The 26,943-nt window shown below is 58.2% G+C and carries 25 protein-coding genes and 1 pseudogene; 17 read left to right on the forward strand and 9 right to left on the reverse strand.

What is annotated here, in order from left to right; all coding sequences use genetic code 11:
- Positions 1 to 628: 628 nt before the first annotated feature.
- The 4 genes from ACQY8Q_RS23225 (at position 629) to ACQY8Q_RS23240 (ending at position 6,940) form a co-directional block, all read left to right on the forward strand.
- Complete coding sequence (locus ACQY8Q_RS23225) at positions 629 to 4,441, forward strand: vitamin B12-dependent ribonucleotide reductase (RefSeq protein ID WP_428428778.1); 3,813 nt, start codon at positions 629 to 631, stop codon at positions 4,439 to 4,441.
- Between the two features lie 222 nt (positions 4,442 to 4,663).
- Positions 4,664 to 5,638: a toll/interleukin-1 receptor domain-containing protein gene (locus tag ACQY8Q_RS23230; protein ID WP_428428779.1), complete on the forward strand. Its 975-nt coding sequence runs from the start codon at positions 4,664 to 4,666 to the stop codon at positions 5,636 to 5,638.
- Between the two features lie 11 nt (positions 5,639 to 5,649).
- Positions 5,650 to 6,120 (forward strand): hypothetical protein, encoded by a 471-nt coding sequence (locus ACQY8Q_RS23235; protein WP_428428780.1) that lies wholly within the window; start codon positions 5,650 to 5,652, stop codon positions 6,118 to 6,120.
- A 46-nt stretch (positions 6,121 to 6,166) separates the two neighbouring features.
- Positions 6,167 to 6,940: a metallophosphoesterase gene (locus tag ACQY8Q_RS23240; protein WP_428428781.1), complete on the forward strand. Its 774-nt coding sequence runs from the start codon at positions 6,167 to 6,169 to the stop codon at positions 6,938 to 6,940.
- Positions 6,941 to 7,038: 98 nt separating this feature from the next.
- Here ACQY8Q_RS23240 and istB read toward each other — a convergent pair.
- Together istB and istA are read right to left on the reverse strand one after the other, a co-directional pair.
- Positions 7,039 to 7,834: pseudogene (gene istB, locus ACQY8Q_RS23245) on the reverse strand (IS21-like element helper ATPase IstB).
- A complete protein-coding gene (gene istA, locus ACQY8Q_RS23250; protein WP_428423463.1) occupies positions 7,824 to 9,344 on the reverse strand; it encodes an IS21 family transposase in 1,521 nt (506 codons plus the stop codon). Before istA ends, istB begins: the two are co-directional and overlap by 11 nt.
- Positions 9,345 to 9,706: 362 nt before the next feature.
- Here istA and ACQY8Q_RS23255 point away from each other — a divergent pair, with 362 nt between their 5' ends.
- From ACQY8Q_RS23255 to ACQY8Q_RS23280, 6 genes are all read left to right on the forward strand, one after another.
- Positions 9,707 to 11,920, forward strand: a complete 2,214-nt coding sequence (locus ACQY8Q_RS23255) for an AAA family ATPase (protein WP_428428782.1) — start codon at positions 9,707 to 9,709, stop codon at positions 11,918 to 11,920.
- Complete coding sequence (locus tag ACQY8Q_RS23260) at positions 11,920 to 12,852, forward strand: hypothetical protein (protein WP_428428783.1); 933 nt, start codon at positions 11,920 to 11,922, stop codon at positions 12,850 to 12,852. Before ACQY8Q_RS23255 ends, ACQY8Q_RS23260 begins: the two co-directional genes overlap by 1 nt.
- 129 nt (positions 12,853 to 12,981) lie before the next feature.
- Positions 12,982 to 13,344, forward strand: a complete 363-nt coding sequence (locus tag ACQY8Q_RS23265; RefSeq protein WP_428428785.1) for a hypothetical protein — start codon at positions 12,982 to 12,984, stop codon at positions 13,342 to 13,344.
- Positions 13,341 to 14,678 (forward strand): nucleoside 2-deoxyribosyltransferase, encoded by a 1,338-nt coding sequence (locus ACQY8Q_RS23270; protein ID WP_428428787.1) that lies wholly within the window; start codon positions 13,341 to 13,343, stop codon positions 14,676 to 14,678. Before ACQY8Q_RS23265 ends, ACQY8Q_RS23270 begins: the two co-directional genes overlap by 4 nt.
- Positions 14,675 to 15,316 (forward strand): 7-cyano-7-deazaguanine synthase, encoded by a 642-nt coding sequence (locus tag ACQY8Q_RS23275; RefSeq protein WP_428428788.1) that lies wholly within the window; start codon positions 14,675 to 14,677, stop codon positions 15,314 to 15,316. The genes ACQY8Q_RS23270 and ACQY8Q_RS23275 overlap by 4 nt, the downstream gene beginning before the upstream one ends.
- A 23-nt stretch (positions 15,317 to 15,339) precedes the next feature.
- On the forward strand, positions 15,340 to 15,969 hold the full coding sequence (locus ACQY8Q_RS23280; protein ID WP_428428789.1) for a hypothetical protein: 630 nt from the start codon (positions 15,340 to 15,342) through the stop codon (positions 15,967 to 15,969).
- Positions 15,970 to 16,630: 661 nt separating this feature from the next.
- Here the strand turns inward: ACQY8Q_RS23280 and ACQY8Q_RS23285 are convergent.
- The 6 genes from ACQY8Q_RS23285 to ACQY8Q_RS23310 all read right to left on the reverse strand — a co-directional run bounded on the left by ACQY8Q_RS23285 (position 16,631) and on the right by ACQY8Q_RS23310 (position 21,025).
- Positions 16,631 to 16,987 (reverse strand): endonuclease domain-containing protein, encoded by a 357-nt coding sequence (locus tag ACQY8Q_RS23285; protein ID WP_428428790.1) that lies wholly within the window; start codon positions 16,985 to 16,987, stop codon positions 16,631 to 16,633.
- A 173-nt stretch (positions 16,988 to 17,160) separates the two neighbouring features.
- On the reverse strand, positions 17,161 to 17,604 hold the full coding sequence (locus ACQY8Q_RS23290) for a VOC family protein (RefSeq protein WP_428428791.1): 444 nt from the start codon (positions 17,602 to 17,604) through the stop codon (positions 17,161 to 17,163).
- A gap of 88 nt (positions 17,605 to 17,692) precedes the next feature.
- Positions 17,693 to 18,010 carry a chaperone modulator CbpM gene (locus ACQY8Q_RS23295; RefSeq protein WP_428428792.1) on the reverse strand — a complete coding sequence of 106 codons (318 nt, stop codon included), beginning with the start codon at positions 18,008 to 18,010 and terminating at the stop codon, positions 17,693 to 17,695.
- A 1-nt stretch (position 18,011) separates the two neighbouring features.
- Complete coding sequence (locus tag ACQY8Q_RS23300) at positions 18,012 to 18,923, reverse strand: DnaJ C-terminal domain-containing protein (RefSeq protein ID WP_428428793.1); 912 nt, start codon at positions 18,921 to 18,923, stop codon at positions 18,012 to 18,014.
- 184 nt (positions 18,924 to 19,107) lie between these two features.
- A complete protein-coding gene (locus ACQY8Q_RS23305; RefSeq protein ID WP_428428795.1) occupies positions 19,108 to 20,160 on the reverse strand; it encodes a hypothetical protein in 1,053 nt (350 codons plus the stop codon).
- A 166-nt stretch (positions 20,161 to 20,326) separates the two neighbouring features.
- The gene (locus ACQY8Q_RS23310; RefSeq protein ID WP_428428797.1) at positions 20,327 to 21,025 is read right to left on the reverse strand and encodes a L,D-transpeptidase; all 699 of its coding nucleotides are present in this window, start codon (positions 21,023 to 21,025) and stop codon (positions 20,327 to 20,329) included.
- A gap of 310 nt (positions 21,026 to 21,335) precedes the next feature.
- On the opposite strand from ACQY8Q_RS23310, the gene ACQY8Q_RS23315 reads away from it, so the two are divergent.
- The 3 genes from ACQY8Q_RS23315 to ACQY8Q_RS23325 all read left to right on the forward strand — a co-directional run bounded on the left by ACQY8Q_RS23315 (position 21,336) and on the right by ACQY8Q_RS23325 (position 23,997).
- Positions 21,336 to 22,301 carry a formylglycine-generating enzyme family protein gene (locus ACQY8Q_RS23315; protein WP_428428798.1) on the forward strand — a complete coding sequence of 322 codons (966 nt, stop codon included), beginning with the start codon at positions 21,336 to 21,338 and terminating at the stop codon, positions 22,299 to 22,301.
- Between the two features lie 14 nt (positions 22,302 to 22,315).
- Positions 22,316 to 23,296 (forward strand): HAD family hydrolase, encoded by a 981-nt coding sequence (locus tag ACQY8Q_RS23320; RefSeq protein WP_428428799.1) that lies wholly within the window; start codon positions 22,316 to 22,318, stop codon positions 23,294 to 23,296.
- 110 nt (positions 23,297 to 23,406) lie between these two features.
- Positions 23,407 to 23,997: a carboxymuconolactone decarboxylase family protein gene (locus ACQY8Q_RS23325; RefSeq protein WP_428428800.1), complete on the forward strand. Its 591-nt coding sequence runs from the start codon at positions 23,407 to 23,409 to the stop codon at positions 23,995 to 23,997.
- Between the two features lie 46 nt (positions 23,998 to 24,043).
- On the opposite strand, the gene ACQY8Q_RS23330 is transcribed toward ACQY8Q_RS23325, so the two are convergent.
- Positions 24,044 to 24,454 carry a nuclear transport factor 2 family protein gene (locus ACQY8Q_RS23330; protein ID WP_428428801.1) on the reverse strand — a complete coding sequence of 137 codons (411 nt, stop codon included), beginning with the start codon at positions 24,452 to 24,454 and terminating at the stop codon, positions 24,044 to 24,046.
- 198 nt (positions 24,455 to 24,652) lie between these two features.
- Between ACQY8Q_RS23330 and ACQY8Q_RS23335 the strand changes: the two genes are divergently transcribed.
- The 4 genes from ACQY8Q_RS23335 to ACQY8Q_RS23350 all read left to right on the forward strand — a co-directional run bounded on the left by ACQY8Q_RS23335 (position 24,653) and on the right by ACQY8Q_RS23350 (position 26,880).
- Complete coding sequence (locus ACQY8Q_RS23335) at positions 24,653 to 24,838, forward strand: hypothetical protein (RefSeq protein WP_428428802.1); 186 nt, start codon at positions 24,653 to 24,655, stop codon at positions 24,836 to 24,838.
- Between the two features lie 9 nt (positions 24,839 to 24,847).
- Entirely contained in the window at positions 24,848 to 25,354 is a 507-nt protein-coding gene (locus ACQY8Q_RS23340) for a hypothetical protein (protein ID WP_428428803.1), read from the forward strand.
- Positions 25,347 to 26,273: a 4-hydroxy-tetrahydrodipicolinate synthase gene (gene dapA / locus ACQY8Q_RS23345; RefSeq protein WP_428428804.1), complete on the forward strand. Its 927-nt coding sequence runs from the start codon at positions 25,347 to 25,349 to the stop codon at positions 26,271 to 26,273. The genes ACQY8Q_RS23340 and dapA overlap by 8 nt, the downstream gene beginning before the upstream one ends.
- Positions 26,274 to 26,607: 334 nt before the next feature.
- Positions 26,608 to 26,880: a hypothetical protein gene (locus ACQY8Q_RS23350; RefSeq protein WP_428428805.1), complete on the forward strand. Its 273-nt coding sequence runs from the start codon at positions 26,608 to 26,610 to the stop codon at positions 26,878 to 26,880.
- Positions 26,881 to 26,943: the final 63 nt, after the last annotated feature.

Genomic DNA, 26,943 nt, shown 5'->3' on the forward strand with positions numbered 1-26,943 from the left:
TCTTTTCGAATCAGTTTTACCAAGCCCCACATTTCGATCGCCGTGGCTATGACCAGAGGGCACCATGGTAAATATAGTGTGGTTTCTCACCCGCAAAATTTCGCAAAATTGCCTGCCGCTGCGGACAGTGCTGGAGGGAACCGGGCGAAGCGTCTGATTTTGCTTGATATGCCCGCTGTCCCCGTTTTCCACAGGTCACACACACAACATCTGGTGTTCGCAATTACGACACAAACCAGCCCTTGACGGACTCGGGTCGAATGCCGTTAATGGTTTCTACGTTGCGGCGGCGGCGGGACCGGAAAGTAACGAGGCCGGTTCATTTCAGAGGAAATCGTCTGTGTCTTCAAAACTGTCCGGTGGATGATCCACTGGTCGTGACGGTTATTTTTTGTGATCTCCCCAGGCGCCAAACACGTCACAAATCGCTGGCGTAAGTAAGTTGTTGATACTATATTTAGTGTTTGCAGCCAAAATCAGCACAAGATACAGGGTCTCCCGGAGCGGGTTTCCCATCAGAGCGGAAAACGAAACTGGCTGCGCACCACCCGCGCGGCCGGACGCGAACAGTTGTGCCCTGAGCCTTTGAATGGGTTCGGGCATGCGGCAAACAAAGGACAAGGGACAGATGCAGATCGAACGTCGTTTCACCAAGCCAGGCCAATCGGCCTATGCTGAAATTGAGTTCCGCAAGGCCATCAGCGAGATCAAGAATCCCGATGGCTCGATCGTGTTCCGTCTCGCGGATATCGACGTTCCCGCCCAGTTCAGCCAGGTCGCAGCCGACATTCTCGCCCAGAAATATTTCCGCAAGGCCGGCGTTCCCGCGCGCCTGAAGAAGGTCGAGGAAAATTCCGTTCCGTCCTGGTTGTGGCGCTCGGAAGCCGACCTTGCCGCCATGAAGGATCTGCCGAAGGAAGAGCATTACGGTTCCGAAACCGATGCCCGCCAGGTTTTCGATCGCTTGGCCGGAACCTGGACCTATTGGGGCTGGAAGGGCAATTATTTCGCTTCGGAAGAAGCCGCCCTCGCCTTCCGCGACGAGCTTGCCTACATGCTCGCCACCCAGCGCGTCGCACCCAATAGCCCACAGTGGTTCAACACCGGTCTGCACTGGGCCTATGGCATCGACGGCCCCGGCCAGGGCCATTTCTATGTCGACCCCTTCACCAACAAGCTGGTGAAATCCAAGTCTTCCTACGAGCACCCGCAGCCGCATGCCTGCTTCATCCAGTCGGTCGGTGACGATCTCGTCAACGAAGGCGGCATCATGGACCTGTGGGTACGTGAAGCCCGCCTGTTCAAGTATGGCTCCGGCACCGGCTCCAACTTCTCCTATCTGCGTGGCGAAGGTGAACGCCTGTCTGGCGGCGGCAAGTCGTCGGGCCTGATGTCGTTCCTGAAGATCGGCGACCGCGCCGCCGGCGCCATCAAGTCGGGCGGCACCACCCGCCGCGCCGCCAAGATGGTCGTCGTCGATATCGATCACCCGGATATCGAGGACTACATCAACTGGAAGGTCAAGGAAGAGCAGAAGGTCGCAGCCCTCGTTACCGGCTCGAAGATCGTCGCCAAGCACCTGAAGGCGATCATGAAGGCCTGCATCAATTGCTCGGCTGAAAATGACGCCTGCTATGACCCGAAGGAAAATCCGGCTCTCAAGCGCGAAATCAAAGCTGCCAAGCAGAGCCAGGTTCCGGAAAACTACGTCAAACGCGTTATCCAGTTCGCCAAGCAGGGCTACAAGGATATCGAGTTCAAGACCTATGACACCGATTGGGATTCGGAAGCCTATCTCACGGTCTCCGGCCAGAACTCCAACAACTCCGTTTCGCTCAAGGACGACTTTTTGCGCGCTGTGGAGACCGATGGTAACTGGAACCTCACCGCCCGCAAGGACGGCAAGGTGATGAAGACGCTGAAGGCCCGCGATCTCTGGGAGCAGATTTCCCATGCCGCCTGGGCATCGGCCGATCCGGGCCTGCATTTCAACACGACCATGAACGACTGGCACACTTCGCCGGCCGCCGGCCCGATCCGTGCATCCAACCCGTGCTCGGAATACATGTTCCTCGACGACACGGCCTGCAACCTTGCCTCGCTGAACCTGCTTCAGTTCAAGGATGCCGCCACCAAGAACATCGACATTGCCGATTACGAGCATGCCGTGCGCCTGTGGACGCTGGTTCTTGAAATCTCGGTGATGATGGCGCAATTCCCGTCCAAGGAAATCGCCGAACGCTCCTATGAATACCGCACGCTCGGCCTTGGCTACGCCAATATCGGCGGCCTCTTGATGTCCTCCGGCATTCCCTACGATTCGACCGAAGGCCGCGCCATTGCCGGTGCCCTCACCGCTATCATGACGGGCGTCTCCTATGCCACGTCGGCCGAAATCGCCGCCAAGCTTGGCCCGTTCCCGGGCTTCAAGCCGAACCGCGAATCGATGCTGCGCGTCATCCGCAACCACCGCCGCGCCGCCCATGGCGAAACGCAGGGCTATGAAGGCCTGTCGGTCGATCCGGTGGCGCTGATCCATGGCGAATGCCCGGATCAGGACCTGATCGTTCATGCCAAGGATGCCTGGGACAAGGCGTTGTCGCTCGGCGAAAAGCACGGCTACCGCAACGCCCAGGTCTCGGTCATTGCACCAACCGGCACGATCGGCCTGGTCATGGATTGCGACACGACCGGTATCGAGCCTGATTTCGCGCTGGTGAAATTCAAGAAGCTCGCAGGCGGCGGTTACTTCAAGATCATCAACCGCGCTGTTCCGGAAGCCCTGCGCACGCTTGGTTACACGGAAAGCCAGATTGCCGAGATCGAGGCCTATGCCGTCGGTCACGGCAACATCAACCAGGCACCGGCGGTCAATCCAGGCTCGCTGCGTGCCAAGGGCTTTACCGACGACAAGATCGAAGCGATCAACGGTGCCACCAAGGCTGCCTTCGACATCAAATTCGTCTTCAACCAGTGGACGCTCGGTGTCGATTTCCTCAAGGACACGCTGAAGGTGTCCGACGAGCAGCTCGCCGACATGAGTTTTAACCTGCTCGAGCATATCGGCTTCTCGCGGAAGGATATCGAAGCGGCCAACGTGCATGTCTGCGGTGCGATGACGCTGGAAGGTGCGCCGTTCCTGAAGAACGAGGACCTGCCCGTGTTCGATTGCGCCAATCCCTGCGGCAAGATTGGCAAGCGTTACCTCTCGGTCGAAAGCCATATCCGCATGATGGCGGCTGCCCAGCCGTTCATCTCGGGAGCGATTTCCAAGACCATCAACATGCCGAACGAGGCGACGGTCGAGGACTGCAAGGCCGCCTACATGCTCTCCTGGAAGCTGGCGCTGAAGGCCAACGCGCTCTATCGCGATGGCTCGAAGCTCTCCCAGCCGCTCAACGCCTCGCTGATCGAGGACGATGAGGACGAGGATGCGATGGAGGATTTCCTGGCAGCGCCCGCCGCCGCCCAGGCCGTCACCGTCACCGAAAAGATCATCGAGCGGGTCATCGAGCGGGTCACCCGCGAACGCGAAAAACTGCCGAACCGCCGCCAGGGTTATACCCAGAAGGCGATCGTCGGCGGCCACAAGGTCTACTTGCGTACCGGCGAATTCGGCGATGGCCGCATCGGCGAGATCTTCATCGACATGCACAAGGAAGGCGCTGCCTTCCGGGCGATGATGAACAACTTTGCCATCGCCATCTCGCTCGGCCTGCAATATGGCGTGCCGCTAGAAGAATATGTGGAGGCCTTCACCTTCACCAAATTCGAGCCGGCCGGCATGGTGCAGGGCAATGACGCGATCAAGAACGCCACGTCGATCCTCGACTATGTGTTCCGCGAACTCGCCGTCTCCTACCTCAACCGCCACGACCTCGCGCATGTCGATACGTCCGACTTCTCCAACACGGCGCTCGGCAAGGGTATCCAGGAAGGCAAGACCAACCTCTTGTCCACCGGTTGGACCCGCGGCCACAAGCCGACGCTGATCCAGGGCGGCCAGATTGACCGCACATCCGGCGAGCCGAAGGGGGCTGCGACTGCGGCTCCCGCCAAGGCATCGTCGGGCGGAACAGTCACTGCGTTTTCCGGCAGTGCTGCCCGCAAGCTCGAAACGGTCGCCGCCGTCGCGATCTCCACCTCCGAAATCGTCGCCTTCAAGCGCGATTACGAGGAGCGCGCCGTCGAGTTGGCCGAAGAGATCGCTGACGACGCCAGCACCGAACCGGACGTCACCGCCCTGTTCTCCGACAAGGCAGCCGCCGAAGCCGCCGCCGCCAAGTCGGACGCCAAGAAACTGGAAGCCGCCCGCCGCATCCGCTCGATTGCTCAAGGCTATACGGGCAACATGTGCAGCGAGTGCCAGAATTTTACGATGGTGCGCAATGGCACATGTGAAAAGTGCGACACGTGTGGTGCCACGAGTGGGTGCAGTTGATCGCCTGTTGAAAATTGACTGACTGCCTATGGCCCGGTGTTATGCGCACAGTGATCTTACCCAGGAGCGCATATAATTGACGAAAACGCCTCCCCAGGTTGAGTGATCATACTTGGGGAGGCGACCGCAAATCGCAAGGCGGACCGGAAGTCATACGCGTCCGACGAGGATCTATCTTTCGTTGTCGAGGGAGCAAACTTGTGAAGTTATCCGGAGCATAGAGTGGCAAGCGTATTCTTTTCCTATTCGCATGCAGACGAAGCCCTCCGAGACCAACTCGAAAAGCAGTTGTCGATTCTCAAGCGCCAAGGTGTGATCGAGACCTGGCACGACCGACGGATCGGGGCCGGCGAAGAGATAGACAAAGCAATCAGTGAGAACCTGATGTCCGCTGACATCCTCCTCCTCCTGATCAGCCCGGACTTCATCAACTCGGACTACTGCTATGACCGCGAAATGACGGTTGCAATGGAACGGCATGAGCGTGGCGATGCGGTCGTCATTCCTGTCATTCTGCGGGCCTGCCAGTGGCACGGGGCACCATTTGGCAAGCTCAATGCGACACCACCGGATGGCCGACCGATCACTCAAGCCACCGACCGCGATCAAGCATTCCTCGAAGTCGCGAACGCTGTCCAGGCTGCAGCGAAAAAGTTGGACGGCGGCCGCGGAGTTCCACCTGCCCGCACCGGCCCCGTTCGCATCATTCCAACGGACCTGAGTCCGGTCACCTCTTTCGGACCTCGGTCATCCAATCTTCGGATGACAAAGACGTTCACTGACCGCGACAAGGATCGCTTCAAGCATGACGCGTTCGAATTCCTCGCCAAGTTCTTCGAGAACAGCCTGGACGAATTGCAGAAGCGCAACTCCAGCATCGAGGGTGATTTCCGTCGGATCGACGCAAATAGTTTTACGGCGTCCGCGTACAGGGACGGCAAGGCGCTCAGCCGCTGCACTGTCTTCATGGGAGGCGACAGCGGTCTCTCTCGCGGAATCGCCTTCGTTCAGGGAGAAACTTCCGCGAGCAACTCCTACAATGAAATGCTCACGATCGACGTCGATGATCAGTCGCTATTTCTGCAGAGCCTGGGCTTCAGATACGGCGCTTCCAATCGAGACAGCAAGCTGACCCCCGAGGGCGCCGCGGAACATTATTGGGCGATGTTCATGGAACCGCTCCAAAAAGAACGCTGAGAAGGCTTTGAATGCTGGCTCTATCGGAATTTTTCACGGGCACCATCTCCGAAGCTCCGTTGGGAAGTCTCGTCCTTCCCAGGTCGAAATACGATCGATGCGGCATCATTGCGTCGTTCAATGACGCGCCGATGTTCGTCATTCTTGGGGATGATCATCGCTTCCAGGCTTTCCCCTCGGCAGACAACTCGAGCCATAAGGGCTTAATCGTTCCCGACGTTGGCATAGAGGTGGACGAGACCAGCATTGCCGAACACGAAAACTGGGACACGCCGCTAGGATCGATCGTTTGCGCCGAGAAAGAGATCGGCATTCGCATCGCGATGATCGGGCAGCTATCGAGGGGAAGATCGCTGGCGAAGCTTGCTTCGATACCGCCCGCGTCCGTCGAAGCCTCCTTCTCGAGGTGGCAGGTCACGCGCGGCAGCGGTGCCGATAAGCGAATCCTGATGAAGATCGACGCCTACAAAGGCTTGAAATGATACTTGATCAAGCATTCGGATCGCGCCCCCGTTCTGAAACTCTCCCATGAACCGTGCATCGTCAGTCGCCGAGTCCCCATACACCTACGCCATAGGCTACGTTCACGGACGTGCCGACCTTTTGCGAGAGCTGCTCTTCGCAATCGAACGCAGGGCACGGAGGGAGCGGTTTCAGTATCGGGTAGTGTTCCTTGGCAACCTCATTGATCTAGGCCCTGCGTCCAGTAAGGTGGTTGATCTCGCCCTCGCAACCACGCGTCAGCATCCGGGTTCCGCTCTCATCCTGGGACTACACGAAGCACAAGTTCTGCGAATCCTTGATGAGAAGGACTGGAAGAAGCGGCGATCCATGGTGGTTCCGTGGTTCACCACCATGGGCGGCGAGGAGACGCTGATGTCATACGGAACCACCCAGCGTGCGGGTCTCGTCGATGCAATCGAGGAAGTGGTCGATCCCCGCCACATCGAGTTTTTCCGCAAGGCAAAGCATTACGTCGAATTGGATCATCACGTCATCGTCCACGCATCACTGAAGCCAGGTGTCCATCTGATCGATCAGGACTATGAATGGCTCCTAAGGCCGCAGCGAGAGTTTCTGGACCATCGCGAATCCTTCGGCAAGAAGGTCATCCACGGACAGCCGTTTGGTGACCGCACTGGTGTTGAGCATCATCCCAACAGGATTGCGATCAACGACGGAAATTACGCGCTGGGAGCTCTCTCGGCGGTATGTGTCGAGTCTACTGGCGAAGTCCATTCCATCCGCGCAATCAGAAGCGAAAAGGGCATCACGGTCGAAGGATTGCCAGTTTTCGAGTGACGATCCACATCCCGTCGGCTCCAGTGTGTTGGTTTTCACGCGGAACTGAGCCGGTTTTTCCACCGAGAAGTGAGCCACCTCTAAGTATGGTTTTTTGATCAGGCTCTGGTCAAGTGACTGGCTTTTTCTCCTCTCTTTTGCGCTGCTGCGGCCGAGCTGGCTTTGAAGCGGAAGCTGTCGTTCCCGGTTTCAAGGATATGGCAACGATGGGTCAAACGGTCGAGCAGAGCTGTGGTCATCTTGGCATCGCCAAAGACGGTGGCCCATTCGCTGAAGCTGAGGTTGGTGGTGATGATGACGCTGGTGCGTTCATATAGCTTTGCTCAGCAGGTGGAAGAGCAGTGCTCCGCCTGAGGCACTGAACGGAAGATATCCGAGTTCGTCGAGGATCAGCAGATCGAGGCGAACCAGCGTCTCAGCGATCTGGCCTGCTCTGCCTTTGGCCTTCTCCTGCTCGAGCGCATTGACCAATTCAATTGTTGAGAAGAAGCGGACCTTTCGGCGATGATGCTCGATTGCCTGGACACCGAGGGCGGTCGCGACATGCGTTTTGCCTGTACCCGGTCCGCCGACAAGCACGATATTCTGCGCTCCGTCGATGAACTCGCATCGGTTTAGTTGGCGCACCGTCGCTTCGTTGATCTCGCTGGCGGCGAAGTCGTATCCGGAGATGTCCTTGTAGGCCGGGAAGCGAGCAGCCTTCATATGATAGGCGATGGAGCGGACCTCGCGTTCGGCCATTTCGGCTTTCAGCAATTGGGACAGGATCGGCACGGCGGCATCAAACGCTGGAGCGCCTTGCTCGATCAGGTCCGTGACGGCTTGAGACATGCCATACATCTTCAGGCTACGCAGCATGATGACGACGGCGGCGCTGGCAGGATCATGACGCATGACGACCTCCTACGATCCGGACCCGCAGACCGTCATAGCGTTCTACATTGGCCTTGGGTTCACGCAGCAAGGTTAGCGCCTGTGGCGTGTCGATATCGGGACCGTCTGTCGTCTTGCCGTCGATCAACCGATGCAGCAGGTTCAGCACATGCGTCTTGGTCGCCACGCCTTGATCCAGAGCCAGTTCCACAGCCCTGACGACAACCTGTTCGTCGTGATGAAGAACCAGAGCGAGGATGTCGGCCATCTCCCGATCACCACCGGGGCGGCGAAGCATCTGATCCTGCAGTTGTCGAAAGCCCGGCGGCAATTCCAGGAAGGGTGCGCCATTGCGCAAAGCACCGGGCTTGCGCTGGATGACGGCAAGGTAATGCCGCCAGTCATAAATCGTCCGTGGTGGTTTGTCGTGGCTGCGTTCTATGATCCGCGGATGTTCGCAGAGGATATTGCCCTCGGCCGCAACGACCAGTCGCTCGGGATAAATCCTCAGGCTGACGGGCCGGTTCGCAAAAGACGCAGGCACGCTGTAACGATTGCGCTCGAAGGTGATCAGGCATGTCGGCGAGACGCGCTTGCTCTGCTCGACGAAGCCGTCAAATGCGTTAGGCAATGCCATCAATGCTGCCCGCTCATCAGCCCAGACATCTGCAATCGTACCGGACAAGGTGCCATGCGCCGTCTCTCGCCACAGGTCCTGGCAATGCTGTTCCAGCCAGATATTCAACGCCGCCAGATCTGGAAAGTCCGGCATCTGTTGCCACAAACGTGGTCGGGCATCCTGAACGTTCTTCTCGACCTGCCCCTTCTCCCAGCCTGCGGCAGGATTGCAGAACTCGGGCGCAAAAACGTAGTGGTTCGTCATCGCCTGGAAGCGGACGTTGACCTGTCGCTCCTTGCCGCGGCCAACACGATCGACCGCGGTCTTCATGTTGTCGTAGATGCCGCGACCAGGTACGCCGCCAAACACACGGAACCCGTGCCAGTGAGCATCGAACAGCATCTCGTGCGTCTGCAGCAGGTAGGCTCTGACCAGAAACGCCCGACTGTGCGATAGCTTGATGTGTGCGACCTGAAGCTTGGTGCGCTCGCCGCCGATCACGGCATAATCTTCACTCCAATCGAATTGGAATGCTTCGCCTGCACGGAAAGACAGCGGAACGAATATGCCGCGGCCAGTCGTCTGCTGCTCAACCCGCCACTCACGGGCAAAGGCAGCGACCCGACCATAGGAGCCGGTAAAGCCGAGAACCACCAGATCGGCATGAAGCTGCTTCAGCGTTCGGCGCTGCTTGCGCGACCTCCCGGCCTCGGTCTTCAGCCAGGCCGCCAGTTTGTCGGCAAAAGGATCAAGCTTGCTCGGTCGCTCCGGTACCGTGAACGTCGGCTCGATCGTGCCAGCGTTCAAATACTTCGCAATCGTATTGCGCGACAAACCGGTATGCCGACTGATCTCGCGGATCGACTGCTTCTCGCGCAGCTTCATCCGACGGATGATGTTTAAAAGTCCCATGTGGATCACTCCGTTGCCCCCGTCGCTCACCGCGTTGGGGGGAAGGTCACATGGCTCAATTCTCAATGGAAATTATGCGTCTAACCGGCTCAGTTCTGAGTGGAAACCAACAATGTGCCTAAGAATGGGCTTCGCCCCTTCGAATTGGACGGGCGCCAGTTCGAAGGCAAGGTTCCTGCCAATCAGGCCGAAGTCTTATTCCGAGATTCGTTCACGCAGTTCTTGAAGATCGGCTCATCTAGCTGAGAGAGACCCTCAATGATAGCAGCGAGAAGAATTTCCTCAGCGACTGCGCTGACCTTGCTAGGCAGTAACCGCATCAATATACGTTAGGTTGAGTAGAATACGAGGAGGCGAACCGGATGAGACGTATATACAGACGAGGGCCGCCCGCTTTTCTCTCGTCTGAGGTCGTGCTCGCCGAAAAGCAGCGCCTACTTGAATATCTTCGGCGCGATCCCGTTGAGAAGCGGTCGCGGCGCGACAACCTCAATGACTCTCTTTTCTTCGATCCTTCACTTAGACTGGAGTTACATGAGGCCTTCGAGGGGACTTGTGCGTTTTGCGAGAGAGCGGTTGGGAAATTCCAAGACGACGAAAGCATTCTTCGGGTAGCACACTTCAGACCCCTTCGGTTCGTGCGAGACAGTTTCGAAGTCGACAAGGATTATTACCTTTGGCTCGCTTTCGAGTGGCCGAACCTGCATGCCGTGTGCGCCTATTGTGACAAGGCGAAAGGCAATAGGTTCCCTGTGAAGGGCAAGCGCGCCGACTTTCTGTCCACTTATGATTCTATCAATCGAAGAGAGCGACGTCTCTTGCTGGACCCCTGTCAGGACGATCCCAGCAAGCATTTGCTGTTCCGTTGTACCGGACTTGTCGAGCCGGTCACTGCTCAGGGCAGCGCGACCATCGACATATTCGACCTCAATCGAGATCAACTCGTCCAAAGTCGCCGAAAAGCCGTCAATACGATGTTCGATGAATTGGAGTTTGCCTCGTCATCACTTGACGTTGAGTTTGCGCATCTAAAACTAGGATCGCCCCACGCGGGCGCATTGGGACAGATTTGGAGGCGCCTGGCCGGCGAAAGGCTTGCTCTGCCGCCGACACTGATTCGCTCAAAGCTCTCTCATTTTCCGTACAAGCTGCAATCATATATCCGAAGACTAAGCGCAATTGACAGGGAGCGCCTTCTGGATGGATTGCGATCACTATCCGATAGCGACCAGGCAACGACTCCGCGAGCGATTGAATGGCATGCCTCGTCGTACGACGACAGTTCGCTTGCCAGACCGAAACTGTTCTTCGCATCAAACCAGGAAATCCGTCAAATCACGGTGCTGGACTTCAAAGTAATCGACGCGCTGAGACTGACGCTTCCTGCAAGCCGAGCGTACCGCGCTGGCGCACCCTGTCTGATGATACTCGGAGAAAACTCTACCGGAAAATCGAGCATTCTTTCAGCGATCGCACTCGCATTGATCGGGAGGAAGGAGAGCCGAAAGCTCGCAAAGTTCTTCCCAGCAGCCGTTAGGAGTGAGGAACGCGATCGCCTCGACCAGCTCGACCAGAAACCTATGGGCGTTCATGTTAGTTTCCACCACACACGCCAAACCTCAGGTTTCACATTCGACCCAAGCACGAATTTTGTCGGTGGGCAGGATCAAGCGACCATCGTTCTTGGTTACGGTCCAAGAAGATACTTTGATCCCAAAAAACGCGACTACCGAGGCGGCGCCGCAGCCCGCGTGAAAACACTCTTCGATCCCTTGGCCACGATCCCATATCCTGACGAGTGGCTCAATTCCAGAAATCATGCCGAGTTTGAAAAGATCGCTGCGGCACTGCGCGTCGTTCTTGCGATGGACGATGACGACGAGCTTCTCAGGGAGGGCCAGACGATAAAGGTCAACGCGAATGGGCGTTCGACCTCTATCGAGGCTCTAAGCGAAGGCTATCGGTCCGTCTTCACGATGACAGTCGATATGCTTCGGGAATTTTCACAGTACTTCAACAACCTCGAGGAAGCGCAGGGAGTGGTGCTGATCGATGAGATCGAAACGCACCTGCATCCGCGCTGGAAAATGCAGGTGATGACCTCGCTGCGACGCGTGCTGCCGAAGGTCCAGTTCATCGCTACGACCCATGACCCTCTATGTCTGCGAGGCATGGACGATGGAGAAGTTGTAGTGCTGCAGCGCAATAGAGGCCGTGAGGTCAGACAACTTCGAGACCTTCCGAGCATTCGCGGCATGACAGCCGAGCAATTGCTAACTTCAGATTATTTCGGTCTCGCAAGCACGGCAGATCCGGGCCTGGAACTCCGACTTCTGAAGGAAGCCAACGATTATGCTCGTCGACGTCCGACAGGCGAGTTTAGCGTCCAGGTCTCAGAGCAGACGAAGGCAATGCTGAAGCGCCTGTCATTGGGTGATACGCCTTCTGAGCAAATCATGCAGGCAGCGCTCGAACGCTATCTCGCCGAGCGAGAGAGTCCGGATGGCAGATCTCGAACCGACCTCCGAGCCAAGGCCGTCGAGGAAGTCGTCGCAGCGCTCAGGAAAATTCCCTGATGCGGCGCGTCAACCGTAATGCAGTTGCTGCGCCGGCATCTCTAACCAATCCTTCAGCAGCCGTTTCCACGGAGCGGAGTGAGGCCGTGGCGCACTACGCTGCCACCACATCGGCATCCTATGAATTCTCGAAATACAAAGAATTCGATGTGAAGTTTTCGCTCGACAAACTCTTTCACAACAAGTGCGCCTACTGCGAACACCAGCTTGGCGACGGTATGGAAGTCGAACACTTCCGGCCGAAAGGACGGGTCGATGGCGAACCCACACACCGTGGCTATTGGTGGCTTGCGCTGCAATGGGAGAATTTGCTGCCGTCGTGTGCAGGGTGCAACCAGCGCCGCTGCCAGCATCTCGTCAGCGTAATCACGACCGAAGCCGAGTATGCAGCATTACAGGGAAAGAAGCCGCGAAAGACCGCTGGAAAAGGCAATCATTTTCCCATCTCAGGCGTCAGAGCTTTTGCACCTACCGACAGCCTGCCTGACGAAGATCACGATATTCTCGACCCGACAGTCGACGATCCCGGCCAGTACTTGACGTGGTCGGCCAGTACGACGTTTTCGATCGCGCTTCCCACAACGGCGGATCCTGCTTTTGCGAAACGCGCTCTCGCGACGATCAATGTTTTCGCACTGAACCGTACAAAACTCGTCCAGTTGCGGACAGGATTACTTCGCGAGCTGCGCCTGAGGGCGGTCGAAATCGAGAACGACCTCGCGGAAGATGCCGCCAATGGCGGATCGCAGTTCGCTGTTCGAAACGCACTCAGGGGCGTCGATGCATTGAAGCGCTACTGCGAGCCCGACAAGCCGTTTTCGGCGATGGCCCGCGTATTCGTCGAGGACTTTGCGAATCGACTATCGGCTCGGGTGACAGGCATGCAGGGCGCTGCGGCCAACGAGTCAGCCGACCAGCCCGCAGTTTCATGAAGCGATTGGCTCACCTCAAACAAATTGCGGCACTGTAATTGAGGAAACACTGTTCGTTGAGATTGCGCTGTCCGCTCGAATCACTTCAGGTTGCAGACAGCTTTGTGAACATCTGGGGGGAACAGTTAAGTGGGAAGCTCCGGTTCGGGCAGTTTTACAGATTATAGTGGATCGAAGAAACCGGATGGCACAGGCGGCTCCAGTGGCAAGGATCCTTGCCGAACGGCTTTTGCGGCAAAGTTGGAGGAAGTGGAGCAATGCGATTTCTTCGTTACCAACGACACCGTCCCTGCCGCTGACACAGTGCTCTCGATCGTGTTCGAAGGCCGGATCTTTGCTGTGACAGAGAATGGCACGAAAGTCGGAGCCTTGCCTACCAGGTTCAATTATCTGGCTAGCTGTCTCAAGGACGGAATCACCTATGCCGGCATCGTGACGGACTCCGGCTTGAAGCCGTTCTCGTTCGTCGCAGCCGACTTCACGCCCCAATGACCGCGGCTGACGATCGCCCGCTCCTGGTGGTCGGCGAGATCGTCGTCGACTTTACGAGCGCTCGGAAGGATGTCGCATGCAAACTTCGCCTGGGAGGAATCGTGCATGCCGCGCGCGGGCTCTGGGCCTGCGACCTACCGTATTCGGTAGCGGCGATATGTCCGAGTTATCTCGTCAGCCAAGCCCGAGCATATCTAGCGGCGCACGGATGTAATGACTTCGTCTGGCTGGGAGAGGTTTCAGGCGCGCCGAATGTCATGGTCATTGGCGACGCTACCGAAGTCTCCGATCAAGGATACGAGGACCTCCTAAGGACTGAGAAATCTGTCACGATCCTCGACGTAGGCGCTTCACTGTCAGCCTACGCGGAAATTATCGTCTTTCCCGGCAGTTATGATCTTTCCGCAGTTCGTCCTTTCTTCGGTAATGCAGCCCGCATCAGCTTTGACATTGCCTATGACGCGGACGATTTCTCTATCTTGAATGAATTCTCAGGACGCCTGGGTGCAATGATCATCTCGACGTCGTCGCCGCTCTTTGCGCGATCGGGCAGTCTGTCGGTGGAACCCATGCTCGACAGCGCAAGGAAACTCGGCGCCGAAGTATTCCTGCTCAAGGAGAACCGCGGAGGAAGTCGTCTATTCGATTTGCGCACCCATGCGGTCGAAGAAATTCCAGCCACGCTGTCCAACACGGTCAACTCCGTCGGTGTCGGCGATGTCTATTCCGCAATCATGATCGGCTTTCATGCCCGTGGATGGGTAGAGGCAGCGTGGCGCGGTGCGAAAGCCGCCACGGTCTACTCGCAGACCACCTTCCCTGACGATTTCCGGCGGGACACGAAGCGAGAACTTGCACTTTCGCTCAAGGAGCTGCGCGATCTCGGCGGAACAATCCTGCCGTGGCATGATCGCCCGCGGTTCCAGATCTATCTCGCAGCTCCCGACTTCTCCTACCTTCACAAGCCTGAGATCGAGCGCGCGGTCGCGGCCCTCAGCTACCACAACTTCTCCGTCCGCCGCCCGGTCGTCGAGAACGGCGAGCTGCCGCTGGGAAGCTCGGAGGCCGTCCTCTTTAGGACCTATGCGGCTGATGTAGCGTTGCTTGAGGAATGCCAAGTCGTGTTCGCGATCCCGCTGGAACGCGACCCCGGCACGCTGATCGAAATGGGAATGGCGATGGCCGTGGAGAAGGCTGTCGTAACATTCGACCCCCGTCGACAGAACGAAAATACGATGGTTATCGGGGGAAGCACTAGCTACTCAGATGATCTCGACACGAGTTTGAACGCTTTGTTCATGACGCTGTCAGATCTGCGGAAGAGGAAGTCATGAGAAAGGTCATTCTACTTGCGTCAGGTGGCCTGGACTCGACGACAGTTGCATATTCGCTCGTCGCCGAGGGAGCGGACGTTTTCCCCATTTTCTTCGACTACGGACAGCATTGCGTCGAGATGGAGTGGAACCGGGCGAACGAAGTTCTGCCCGCGGCGATGCGCAGGCCAGAACGCTGCGACGTTTCCGATCTTTTCCGTGGGTCGTCATCCCGTCTGATCAAGGAAGCGGATTTGTGGACCGAGGAAGTCGCGGACGATGACCTTTATGTACCCTACCGGACTATGCTGTTCTTTGCGGCCGCCGCGGCCCGTGCCCAAACGCTTGGAATCCTTGAAGTGTACACGGGCTTCATCAACAGCAACCACGCCAAGGAAATCGACTGCACTGCCGAATTCATGAACAAGCTGGATGGCCTCGTCGAGAACGTCGGCCCGGTCCGTTTCCATTCGCCGTTTCGGTACTCCTCAAAGACGGAAGTAGCGCAGGCTGCAATCCGCCTGGGCGTGCCAATAGGACGGACCTACTCGTGTCAGGCAGCAAGTGATTTCCCGTGTGGCGCCTGTCCCAATTGTGTTGAGCGCCTTCGTGCGTTAGAGGACCCCGGTCTCGCCAATCCCAAAGCAAAGGTCGGTTAGTTATGCAATCGTCGGCAGTTCAAATGCTCGTCGCGGCTCGGCGAGTCGCCGACTACGCGAAGGAAATGGGAGCCGACCTCCATCGGTTCGAAATCCGGCCTCTCTACGACCACATGGGTGCGCTGCTTGCTGACTCGGTTCTGCAAGCCGGGTTGAACTACAACTCCGTCGTTCGACCGCGCATCCTGGCGATCCTCACAGAATATCCTGGACTTAGCCGCACGTCCGATCTGCTTGAACTCGTTGGGCGTGGTAAGACCTCTGCATTTCTCAACTGGACCCATCAGGAGAAGGTTGGTCGTTTCGATGCCCTCGTTCTATTTCTCGGCGATGCCTCCGTTGAGCACGTGGATGACCTGAAGGAGCGCCTTCAGGACGGCGGGTTCGCGACAGCTCTTCGAGGCGTCAGGGGCGTTGGCCCCAAGACCGTCGACTACATGGGGTGCCTCGTGGGGATGGACTCTGTCGCTGTCGACCGTCATGTCCGCACTTTCGCAAAGCGGGTCGGTGTCATGGAAGATGACTACGATTTCCTGAAAAACGTCTTCTGCTACGCCGCCGATCTCTTGTCTGTCTCAAGACGAGAATTCGACGCATGGGTATGGCTGCGCGAGTCGTCATTGACTGCGCCGCAGATGACCTTCGCTTTCTAAATCCCCTGGCTAACGAAAGCACCAGTCAGGTTAACATGATCCAGAATAGCCTCGGGATCGGCCACGTGGAAACTATCGCGCACGATACGTCGATGGCAACGCGCTTTAGGGGCGAAGCCATGCAATCGGCCGTAGTGAAAGCAACGCGCTTCGGGAGGCCGGAAGCGGTGCGCTCGCCGTCATCCACGCCACGCTTGCATGTCGCGAATGTCCCGCCAGTGGCCGCACTCAACCAGAAGCTGCGATGACGAGCACAACTTTCGAGCGCCATCAAAGGTCCTGCTAAATGCGGCTTGATTTACCGTGGGAAGTCGTTGAGTGCGCAATGTGCGTTTGGTCGCGCGCGAAGGGGAAAATGCATCAATGAAATCAATGACAATGACTAGATGTTCGGGCAAGACCAGTGTGCGCGTAACACCCGGGATATTCTCGGGCCATTTTTTTGACAAGAGATACGGAAAGCGAGCCAAAGCCCATAACCTTATCTCCCCCTCGGCGGGGGAGAAAGCAATTTCAACGCTTTAGCTGGGTGTTAGAAATTGCAAGAGAGGGGTAGGTACGGGAAAAGGAACGAACCCCTCACCAACAAAATCTAACACTTAGCCTGCGGCTAAGATGTTGATTTTGTATCCTCTCCCGCAAGGGGAGAGGTAAGGCGCCCTCATTCGCCGGTATTTTTCAGTTCAGCCAATATCGCAAGGCAAACAGCATCAAGGTTTTCTACAACTTCCTCGTTCCAGAAACGCAGAATCCGAAACCCTTGCCCGCAGAAGAATGCGTCGCGCGCAAGGTCGCGCATATTGTCCGCATGCTGAAACCCATCGACTTCGACAATCAGCCGCGCCTCGAAGCAGACGAAATCCAGGATATAACCGTCGAGCGGGACTTGCCGTTTGAATTTGAAGCCGTCGAGCTGCCGGTTGCGAACCGCCTGCCACAGCAGGGTCTCAGCCATCGTCGCATCCGCGCGCATGGTTCTGGCGAAATGACGATGCGGATCGGGGACCTCGCGATGCATGCAGGTTTTCCGGAGGGTGTGGAAAGGTGCTGCAAAGGTACCTCTCCCCTTGCGGGAGAGGAAGAAAAATCAGCGTCTTAGCTTTAGCTAAGTGCTAGATTTTTCAGGTGAGGGGCTTGTTTCGTACGCCCATGCGTACCCCCTCTCTGGCAATTTCTTACACTTAGCTAAAGCTAAGATGTTGAAATTGCTTTCTCCCCCGCAGAGGGGGAGATAAAATCACCCGCAACAGCACTCGTATGATCGTTGATCTCGATCCAGTACCCGTCCGGGTCCTGCACATAGGCCTGCCGGAACCCGTCACGGCGGATGCCGATCTGGCCGGAATTTCCCGGCCAGTCGTAAAACGTCACACCCTTGGCTGAAATATCGGCGACGAAGGCATCGAGGTCGTTGATGCGCAGTGCAAAATGCGTGTCCTTGGTGAGGTGCGTCGCGCCAAAATCGCCCTCGATCAGGTGGATCGTATCGAGGCCGCCGATTGTCAGCCAGGCGACATTGGCACTGCCGGTTCGCTCGATCGGGGTGAAACCAAGAATATCGGTGTAGAAGGCGACGCTGCGATCGAGGTCACGGACCAGAAGGGCAAAATGGTCGAGGCTATAGGTGTGCCGCATCGAAAAAATCCTTCCGTCCTGTTGGTGTCCAGGCAAATTAATCCGGCGTGCCGTCACGCAGCAGATTTAAAAGGCGCCCTCACCCGCGTTATCGCATTCCCTCGAGCCGTTTCATCAGGCGCGCGGTGACATCGGCGTCCTGTTCGCGGAGTGCATCCGTCAATGTGTGCAGTTTGGCGCGCAGACCGTGGACCTGATCGACCAATGCCATGATGACATCGATGCCGTCTTGGTTGACGCCCATGCTTTGGGAGAGATCCAGGATCAGCAGCCCGCGCGCAAGGTCGGCGTCATGAAAAGCCTCGGCCTGCTCGGTCAGTTCCGGAATGATCCATTGACGGTCTATCCATATTGTCAGCGTGGAGGAAACGATGCTGAGACGCTCGCAAAACTCCAAATGGTCCATGTCAATCTCCCCAGGCTTTTCGAGGATTGTGGGCTTGGCCCGCCGCCCAGTTGGTGGCAAAGGCCGTCAGGTCCGGATCGGCAGCATCCGGCAACACAATCTTGAGGGTAATGTACTGGTCGCCATTGCCGCCGCCGCGCTTGGCAACGCCCTTGCCTTTCAGCCGCAATGTCTTGCCGGTATTGGAATGCGGCGGCAAAGTGAGCATGACACTGCCGGTCACAGTCGGGACGTTGACCTTGCCGCCCAGGATCGCCTCGCGCAGAGAGATCGGCATGTCGATGCGGATATCGTCGCCATCGCGCGTGAAGATGGGGTGCGGCCTGACATGGATTTCAATCAGCGCATCGCCGGCCGGACCGCCGCCGGAGCCGGGATCGCCTTTGCCGCGCAACCGCAGCGTCTGGCCTTCTTGGGTGCCGGGCGGCACCTGCAGGTCGAGCACGGTTCCGTCCGGCAACGTGATCTTTTCCTTCGAACCGTTGACGGCATCGAGGAAATCCACTTCCATGGAGAACTGCAAATCCCTGCCCTTCGCGCGCATCTGGCTTCGGTCCCGCCGTGAAAAGAAGCTGGAGAAAATATCGTCGGTATCGGTAAAATCGGAAAAGCCGCTGCTGTTCTGGTAGCGCGCATCATTGCCCGGAGCGCCGGCATATTCGCGGTAATAGTTTCGCGGTGCCTGTGCGGTTCCCGCACCGTCGATCTCACCCTTGTCGAAGCGGGCCCGCTTGTCCTCGTCGCCCAGCACCGAATAGGCCTCGGAGACCGTTTTGAAACGATCCTCAGCACTTTTATCGCCCGGATTAAGGTCGGGGTGCAGCTTTTTGGCAAGCTTGCGATAGGCGCTCTGGATTTCCTTTTGCGTCGCGGTTTTCGCCACGCCGAGGGTTTTGTAGGGATCGTTGGCCATGGGGCTCCCGCCGAAGCGTTGTCGTGACTGTGAAGATAGGCCATCTGCGTGCGAGAGCAAGCATGTGGAATGCACCGAATGGCACAGGGGCGTGGAAGAGCGGACTGTAGCAAGCTTGGCTGCAGGAAACCAGCACTGCGATCACGGGTGCACAGCGGCCCCGCCAAATTACGGCCCGATGAGCCTATCGCCCGTCAAAAGGGTCCGCCAGGGCAGCATCGGGGCGGCTGATCGGGTATTGCGTGCCAGAAATGCTGGCAGCCAGCTTTTTCGGGCCTTGCGCCTTCAACAGCGCACGAAAACTCGGGTGCATGCCACCATCGGAATAGGCGCTGAGAGTAGAGCTGGCAGGAACGGAACCGGTGATCGCCGTATCGAGCTTACGGTCTTCCGCCTCGATCCTGGCCATCGCCTGCGGCTCGAGCTGGTTGACAACCGGCGGGCACGCAGCCAGCGGATCGGCAGGCTCGCCGCCCTCGAATTCCTTGTTGAAGACATAGCGGCGTTCGCACACCGAAACCTTCGGCTGGCGGCGCGTCACGTCGAAGGCGTCATAGCCCTCTTTCATGGTGCGCCAGAACGGCATGTTCGGATCGCCGCGATGGTCCGCCATATTCTGCGCTGTCATGCGGAACGGATAGGCCTGGACCTGAAATTTCTCCTGGCCGCTCGACAGCGCCCTCTGGACAGTGGCGTAGATCTCGCCGACGCCCTGGTCGGTCATCGCAAAACAGCCGGACGACGAGCAGGCGCCGTGCACCATCAGCGCCTCACCGGTATAGCCGAGCGCCGATTCCAGCTTGTTGGGATAGCCGAGATTGAAGGAAACGTAGAACTGCGAGTTCGGGTTCAGCATGCCGGCCGAGACATGGTAAAAACCTTCCGGCGCGTGGCGGTCGCCGACCTTGGTCTTCGGGCCAAGTTCCCCGGACCAGCGGCAGATCGGGTAGGTCTTCAACAGCGCGTAGGCGCCGGTCTTGTTGACCTTCCAGACTTCGAGCTCGCTTTCCTTCTTGAAGATACGCACCAAAACCGGGCTTTCCGGCTTCATGCCTTTCTTCGACATTTCCGCGATCATCTTGTTCGACAGTTTCGGCGGCGCCTCGGAGAGGTCGTCGAGCGCCATGCAGCCAGACAGTGCCACGCCAAGAGCAAGCGCTGCCAATGCGCGCGACACAACCGTGCGGGCAGAGCGGATGCGCGTCGAGGCGCGATGAAGGGCAAACAAAGAACTCATGAAAGCGTCTATCGCTGGAAATCGTGCCAAAGTTTTGTCGGGCGTATCAAATCGGATCAATCGACCGGATAACCATCAAAGAATCGGCCATCTCGGTTAGCACCCGGTTAATATCCGCCCCGCAGCTTGCGAGAGGCAGGCGTTGTTGCGCCTGCCTCTCAAAGTCTTACTGCAAGACGACAATCTTCGCCTTTGCGGGAACGCGCTTGTAGAGATCGATGACGTCCTGGTTGATCAACCGGACGCAGCCGGAGGAGACCGCCTTGCCGATCGACTTCCATTCCGGATTGCCGTGCAGCCGGTAAAGCGTGTCTTCGCCATTCTGGAAAATGTAGAGAGCGCGGGCGCCCAGCGGGTTTTTCAGCCCCGGCTCCATGCCGCCATTGGCGATCGAGTATTTGGCAAGGCTTGGCGTGCGCGCCACCATTTCGTTCGGTGGCTTCCAGCGTGGCCAGGCCTGGCGCCAGTGGATGACGCCGTCACCCTGCCAGGCAAAACCGTCGCGACCGATGCCGACACCATAGCGCATCGCTGTGCCGCCGGGCTCGACGACATAAAGCAAGCGCGACGGCGTATCGACGACGACGGTGTCGGGCGCCTCGCCGGTGCGGTCGACAACGCGCTGGCGATAAAATTGCGGATCGATCTGCTGGTATGGAATGGCCGGTATCAGGTACCCACCATCCTCAACGGGACCGTACATCACCTGTAGCTCGGCATCCGATGGCGGGCCGATCGGGCGGCTCAGCCGGCCCGGTGTCGGAGCGGCACCTCCACCCGGCATCGTTGTGGTACAGCCGGCAAGCGTGCCTGCCGCGAGAACGCCGAGAAAACCGCGGCGGGAAAAACTGTGATCGGTGGTCATGAGCCCCATCAATTCGCTATTCGGCAATATTATCCGGTCCGTCTGGACGAAGCGGCCGCATGCTCACCAGTCAAGCCTTGCGCCACATGTCTTCATCGCGGAGGAATCGGATCAAAGCCCTTATGCAGCCAATCGCAGCCCTTTCCAACGGTGCCTTGCGGTTCCAGCATCAAGTTTCCCGCCTGCTCACCACATCGTGATGTGCCGTTGCGTGAAAGACGCAGCTGCCAGGCGGGCTTTGTTACCGTAACGTACTTCCGGATGCCCATCGGGGTTGCGATGGTGCCCCTATCGAAATTCGGAGGCTGCCATGACCTTGGCAATGGATAGCGAACAGGACGGTTCAATGGCTGCGGACGATATGCTCTGGATACCCGGCCGCACCTTCACGATGGGATCCGACAAACACTATCCCGAGGAGGCTCCTTGTCACCCCGTGAAGGTCGACGGTTTCTGGATTGAAGCGACGCCGGTGACCAACCGGCAGTTCACAGCATTCGTGAAAGCCACAGGCTATGTGACTTTCGCTGAAAAAGCGCCGGACCCCAAGGATTACCCCGGTGCACTGCCGGAGATGCTGAGAGCCGGTTCGCTCGTCTTTACGCCACCCAAATCGGTCAACGGACCGGATATCAGCCAATGGTGGGCTTTCAAGTTCGGTGCGAACTGGCGCCGCCCCTATGGTGGCCTGAGCGATCTGCGCGGCAAGCTCGACCATCCCGTCGTGCATGTGGCGCTCTGCGATGCAAGGGCCTATGCCGATTGGGCGGGCCTCGATCTTCCGACGGAAGCCGAATGGGAACTGGCTGCACGCGGCGGCCTCGATGATGTCGAGTTCGCCTGGGGCGATGAGTTGACGCCAGGAGGTATTGCCATGGCAAACACCTGGGCCGGAACATTCCCAACCCACAGCACCAAGCCTGCCGGCAAGGACCGGACGACGCCGGTCAAATCCTTCGCACCAAACGGTTACGGCGCCTATGACATGATCGGCAATGTCTGGGAGTGGACGACCGACTATTGGTCGACACGACATCCGGAACCGGCTGCCAAATCCTGCTGCATTCCGCAAAACCCGCGTGGCGGGGCCGTCGATGCGAGCTACGATCCGAATGTGCCGGATATCCGCATTCCCCGGCGTGTTCTGAAGGGCGGCTCGCATCTCTGCGCGCCGAACTATTGCCGCCGCTACCGCCCTGCCGCCCGCCATGCCGAGCCGGAGGATACCTCCACCAGCCATGTCGGTTTCCGTTGCGTCAAAAGACCTGCAAACTGATCCGGGAGAGATCCATGTTGAGCTTTGTTCGTGTATTCCTTGTCGTGTTTCTGTTGCCCTTTACAGCGCTTGCGGATGCTCTGCCGTCGTGGAACGACGGCACGTCGAAACAGGCGATCGTCGATTTCGTCACCACGGTCACCGACGAGAAGAATGCCGATTTCGTCAAGCCTGAAGACCGGATCGCGGTGTTCGACAACGATGGTACGCTCTGGTCGGAACAGCCATTCTATTTCCAGCTCGGCTTCATGCTCGACCGGGTGAAGGCGCTAGCGCCAAACTACCCGGAATGGAAGGAAACAGAACCGTTCAAATCCATCCTGGCCGGCGACCTGAAAGGCATGGCGGCGAGCGGTGAAAAAGGCATCGTCGAGCTTGGAATGGTCACCCACGCCGGCATGACCACCGACGCGTTCACCAAGGTCGTCACAGACTGGTTTGCAACCGCCAAACACCCGAAAACCGGCAAGCCCTACAATGAGATGACTTTCCTGCCGATGCGCGAATTGCTCGATTACCTCAGGGCCAACGGCTTCAAGACCTATATCGTCTCCGGCGGTGGCGTTGAATTCATGCGACCGATCACCGAACAGGCCTATGGCATCCCGCCCGAACAGGTGATCGGCAGCACCATCGCCACCCAGTATGCGCTTGTAGACGGCGAGCCCGTGCTCAATCGCCTGCCGAAGATCGACTTCATCGATGACGGTCCGGGCAAACCCGTCGGCATCAACAAATTTATCGGCCGCCGGCCGATCTTCGTCGCTGGAAATTCCGACGGCGATTACGAGATGCTGCGCTGGGTCACGGGCGGTAGCCCGAACACGTTCGGGCTGATCGTCCACCATACCGACGCGGTGCGCGAATACGCCTACGACCGGGAATCGCACTTCGGAAAACTCAACAAGGCGATGGATGAGGCAGATGAGCGCAAATGGTTGCTCGTCGACATGAAAAACGACTGGAAGAAAATCTACGCGTTCGAAACACCGTGACTGGCGCTGAAAGAGACCCAAAAAGACAAGACAGGTGAACCGCAGCACAGCGGCTTGCTGCGGATTGCCGGCGCCATTATCATGCTGTCTTTCCGCAGAGGAGCCTCACAATGCCCTTCATCGAAACGCCCGATGCAGCCGCAAGTGAGCAGACTGCAAAATTGTACGCTGAGGCGGAAGCAAACTACGGTTATGTGCCGAATATGGTGAAAGCGTTCGGCCACCGGCCGGACGTGATGAAAAACTGGAGCGCCCTGCTTTCCAGCATCAAGGCAAACATGGACCTGCGGCGCTATGAGCTGGTGACGATGGCGGCAGCGAGGGAGATGAAAAGCTCCTATTGCCTGCTCGCCCACGGCTCGGTTCTTTTGCGCGATATCTTTACCGCGGAAGCACTCCAGCAGGTGATCGATGATCCCGGCACGGCTGTAATCGACGAGACCGAGCGCACCATCATGCACTTTGCCGCCAAGGTCGTCCGCGATGCGTCGTTGATCAAGGCCGCTGATGTCGATGAGTTAAGGCTGCATGGGCTTTCCGACGCGGAGATTTTCGACATCGTCACCGCTGCCGCCGTGCGCTGCTTTTTTTCCAAGACGCTCGATGCGCTCGGCGTGCAGGCCGACAGCGCCTATGAAAAGCTGGATTCGCGCCTGAAGACCGCGCTGGTTATCGGCCGCCCGATCGATGGGGCGGCCTGAGTTTGGTCACCTCCGCCGAGAACCCGGTCATTCAGGATCTTTTTGCCTATTGAACCAAACCGACTGTCTCGGCGACCATCAATGTATCGACGAATTCGGTCAGGTCGATGATCTTGCCATCCTTGAAAGTGAAACGATCAAGGTATTCCGTGTGGATTGCCTCGCCGCCCCTGTAGCGGATCGGCCCTGCCCGATGGGCAAAAACCGTATCGCCGTCGACGTAGAGGCGGGTGGTCTTGATCTGGGACATATCCCAATCTCCGACCAGTCCACGGATAGCGGTATCGACAGCTGCCGGTTCGCAGACACGCTGCGCCATCGGTGCCAGCTTGCCGCTGCCGACGAGGCAGAAGCTGAAGCCCGGGCCGGTATGGGACATCAACGCGTCGATGTTGTTGACCGCACGTGCCTCGTAGAGTTTGTTGACGATACCTTCGAGTGTTTCCCTGTCCGTCATGTGCACCCCTCCCCTTTGATTGAAAGAAGTGTGCCATATTTAAGAAAAGCCGCAAGTACTGCGGTTGCAGATGCAGCGGGGCTGATTCTCTAAAATTGTTCTCCTATAAAACCTTTATCTCTTGGCCGTTGTCCCGGAATGGATTTCAAATGCGGCACGGCCCTAGCATCCAGGCATTCGAAACAGGTCACTGCCACGATGCCCATGCTCCACGTTCATCCTTCCCATTTCTCTACGCCGAAGGTCGAGCGGCGCGGCCGCTCCCGGCCCGAAACTCCGATACGGTCGCGCAGGCAGCGCCGCGCCCGCCTCACGGCGGGACTGAATGCCGCAGCGATCTTTCTCTCGCTTGCCGGCATCGCCCTGATTTACGTCCTCGCCTGAAGTCCCGTCATGAGCACGACACCGTCAGCGCAACAGCAGTTGCCATCAATCAATACCACGCATCCAGCGGACCAAATGGCAACAGGAACAGCACTCTCCAGCCTGATTGCCCGGGTCTGCGCCGCCCGCGTTCTGCGCGAGCACCATATCTGGGAAGCCGTGCGCATTCTGCCGGAGATCGCCGGCCTGCCTGATGACATTAAGCAGCTGCCAGAGTTTCGCCGGCTGATGGAAAAGGAGGCGTTTACCGCCGCTCTCCGCCTTCTGGCGCAATCCTGCCAGCCGGCCCGTGAGATTCGCGATCTTGACCCGCACGGAGATCATTGGGCCGCCACTCTGTCTGTCCGCAACGCCCTTTCTCAGCCGCGGCGGCGCAAGCTGATGCGCGCCGAACATCGCGATCCACCGGCCGCCGTCCTGATTGCTCTTCTGAGCAGCGCCATCCGCAAAGCCAGACCATTCGTGCGCCGAAGACGGACAAACGCAGCCGTGCAAAAGGAATTTGGAAATGAGTGAACACATCCGGATCAACACCACGCCGCACGGCGCTATCTGCGACCTCATCACCCCCTTCCACGGCGATCAACTGGACGAATCCGCCTTCGCTGAACTCGCCGAATGGCAGATCAACAGTGGCATATCGGGCCTGCTCGTTGCGGGACCGGCCGGCGAGCCCTGGGCTCTGACCGATGACGAACGGACACGATTGATCCGGCTTGCCGTCGCGGTTTCTGGCAACCGTGTCCCGGTTTTTGCCGGTACCGGCACAAACTGCACCGAAACAACGGTGGCGCGGACGGCGGAAGCGAAGAACATGGGGGCCACTGCGGCCTATGTGGTGATGCCTTACTACAGCAAGCCCGCTCAGGAGGGCCTGTTCCGCCACTATCAGGCGATCGCCAATCGGGTTGACCTGCCGCTCATCGTCGGCGTCGCACCGCAGCGAACGGCGATCGATCTTTCTGCCCGTACGCTGGAGCGGCTGGCAACGCTGCGGTCCGTCGTTGGAATTGCCGATGAAACTGGAGACGTCGCACGCCTTGTGGCAATGCCTGCCGCCCTACGCCAACGGTTCGCGCTCTATTCCGGGCACGATCTGACGGCCATGCCCTTCACCCTCATGGGCGGACGTGGTGTCATCTCGGCTGGCGCCAATCTGGTGCCGAGGTTAACCGTCGCACTGCACCAGGCGCTTGCAACCGGAAACCAGCAATCGGCGCAAAGCTTGCAGGAGCGGCTGAGCCCGCTGTTTCAGGCACTGGAGCGCGAACCGAGCCCCCCTGCGATCAAATACGGGCTCAGTCTGCTCCGGGGCATCAGCGACGATGTCCGGTTGCCGCTGACGCCGATCGTCGCGGAAACCACTGCTGCGATCCGCATGGCACTGGCGCCGGTGCTGTGTAAACCGGCTCCGGTACGCCGGCAATTCCTATGAAATTTTAACAACAAAGCCGCCGGCCCCGCATGGAACGGCAATGGCAGAGCGCATATTTTCTCATGGCAATCAGTGCGTTACGGATTGCAAACATTCCAACCGAAAGAACAGGTCATGCAATCATACGCCCGGCAAGGTTCATCAGACAGGCAGACATCGGCACCGATGACACCGTCTCGCAGCAGCCTGTCCGGAGCCGTTATCCGTCTGGCTGCAGTCTTTGCCTGTGCCGGCACTATTCAGATTCTGGCAGGCTGGTTTCTGCGCTGAGGCGCACAATCAGCACGACGCCAGTAGCAACCCACCATTAACAACACGAAGGTCTACAAGGATCATGGGCAGTCGATACCCCCGCACGAACACACATTCCGCAACGCCGCGTTTCACCGTCGGCTGCGATCACCACGGCTGGTGGGTCGTGCACGACCGGTTAGGCCGGGTCGGCGGATTGTTTGCCAGCGAAGCAGCGGCCCTGCACTTTGCCGATGAAGAAAGCAATCACGATGCGCGCGCGGTGTGCCGCGCACCGGCCGGCAAATGCGTCGAATTTGACGGCAAATCAACAGCCGTAGCGGCACGGAATGTCCCTTTGCGGCGTTACGCCTGAACCTTTGGGGCGCGCGCTATCCCCGGCGGTCTGCGCCCCCTTTTTCCATCGGATGATCGATAA

This window comes from Pararhizobium sp., from assembly GCF_965279435.1.
GTDB lineage: Bacteria > Pseudomonadota > Alphaproteobacteria > Rhizobiales > Rhizobiaceae > Pararhizobium.

Excerpts from the sequence above, each read along its gene's own strand:
- ACQY8Q_RS23225 (WP_428428778.1), top strand. The coding sequence starts at position 629 with ATGCAGATCGAACGTCGTTTCACCAAGCCAGGCCAATCGGCCTATGCT.
- ACQY8Q_RS23235 (WP_428428780.1), top strand. The coding sequence starts at position 5,650 with ATGCTGGCTCTATCGGAATTTTTCACGGGCACCATCTCCGAAGCTCCG.
- ACQY8Q_RS23240 (WP_428428781.1), top strand. The coding sequence starts at position 6,167 with ATGAACCGTGCATCGTCAGTCGCCGAGTCCCCATACACCTACGCCATA.
- istA (WP_428423463.1), bottom strand. The coding sequence starts at position 9,344 with ATGGGACTTTTAAACATCATCCGTCGGATGAAGCTGCGCGAGAAGCAG.
- ACQY8Q_RS23255 (WP_428428782.1), top strand. The coding sequence starts at position 9,707 with ATGAGACGTATATACAGACGAGGGCCGCCCGCTTTTCTCTCGTCTGAG.
- ACQY8Q_RS23260 (WP_428428783.1), top strand. The coding sequence starts at position 11,920 with ATGCGGCGCGTCAACCGTAATGCAGTTGCTGCGCCGGCATCTCTAACC.
- ACQY8Q_RS23270 (WP_428428787.1), top strand. The coding sequence starts at position 13,341 with ATGACCGCGGCTGACGATCGCCCGCTCCTGGTGGTCGGCGAGATCGTC.
- ACQY8Q_RS23275 (WP_428428788.1), top strand. The coding sequence starts at position 14,675 with ATGAGAAAGGTCATTCTACTTGCGTCAGGTGGCCTGGACTCGACGACA.
- ACQY8Q_RS23280 (WP_428428789.1), top strand. The coding sequence starts at position 15,340 with ATGCTCGTCGCGGCTCGGCGAGTCGCCGACTACGCGAAGGAAATGGGA.
- ACQY8Q_RS23285 (WP_428428790.1), bottom strand. The coding sequence starts at position 16,987 with ATGCATCGCGAGGTCCCCGATCCGCATCGTCATTTCGCCAGAACCATG.
- ACQY8Q_RS23290 (WP_428428791.1), bottom strand. The coding sequence starts at position 17,604 with ATGCGGCACACCTATAGCCTCGACCATTTTGCCCTTCTGGTCCGTGAC.
- ACQY8Q_RS23295 (WP_428428792.1), bottom strand. The coding sequence starts at position 18,010 with ATGGACCATTTGGAGTTTTGCGAGCGTCTCAGCATCGTTTCCTCCACG.
- ACQY8Q_RS23300 (WP_428428793.1), bottom strand. The coding sequence starts at position 18,923 with ATGGCCAACGATCCCTACAAAACCCTCGGCGTGGCGAAAACCGCGACG.
- ACQY8Q_RS23305 (WP_428428795.1), bottom strand. The coding sequence starts at position 20,160 with ATGAGTTCTTTGTTTGCCCTTCATCGCGCCTCGACGCGCATCCGCTCT.
- ACQY8Q_RS23310 (WP_428428797.1), bottom strand. The coding sequence starts at position 21,025 with ATGACCACCGATCACAGTTTTTCCCGCCGCGGTTTTCTCGGCGTTCTC.
- ACQY8Q_RS23315 (WP_428428798.1), top strand. The coding sequence starts at position 21,336 with ATGACCTTGGCAATGGATAGCGAACAGGACGGTTCAATGGCTGCGGAC.
- ACQY8Q_RS23320 (WP_428428799.1), top strand. The coding sequence starts at position 22,316 with ATGTTGAGCTTTGTTCGTGTATTCCTTGTCGTGTTTCTGTTGCCCTTT.
- ACQY8Q_RS23325 (WP_428428800.1), top strand. The coding sequence starts at position 23,407 with ATGCCCTTCATCGAAACGCCCGATGCAGCCGCAAGTGAGCAGACTGCA.
- ACQY8Q_RS23330 (WP_428428801.1), bottom strand. The coding sequence starts at position 24,454 with ATGACGGACAGGGAAACACTCGAAGGTATCGTCAACAAACTCTACGAG.
- ACQY8Q_RS23335 (WP_428428802.1), top strand. The coding sequence starts at position 24,653 with ATGCCCATGCTCCACGTTCATCCTTCCCATTTCTCTACGCCGAAGGTC.
- ACQY8Q_RS23340 (WP_428428803.1), top strand. The coding sequence starts at position 24,848 with ATGAGCACGACACCGTCAGCGCAACAGCAGTTGCCATCAATCAATACC.
- dapA (WP_428428804.1), top strand. The coding sequence starts at position 25,347 with ATGAGTGAACACATCCGGATCAACACCACGCCGCACGGCGCTATCTGC.
- ACQY8Q_RS23350 (WP_428428805.1), top strand. The coding sequence starts at position 26,608 with ATGGGCAGTCGATACCCCCGCACGAACACACATTCCGCAACGCCGCGT.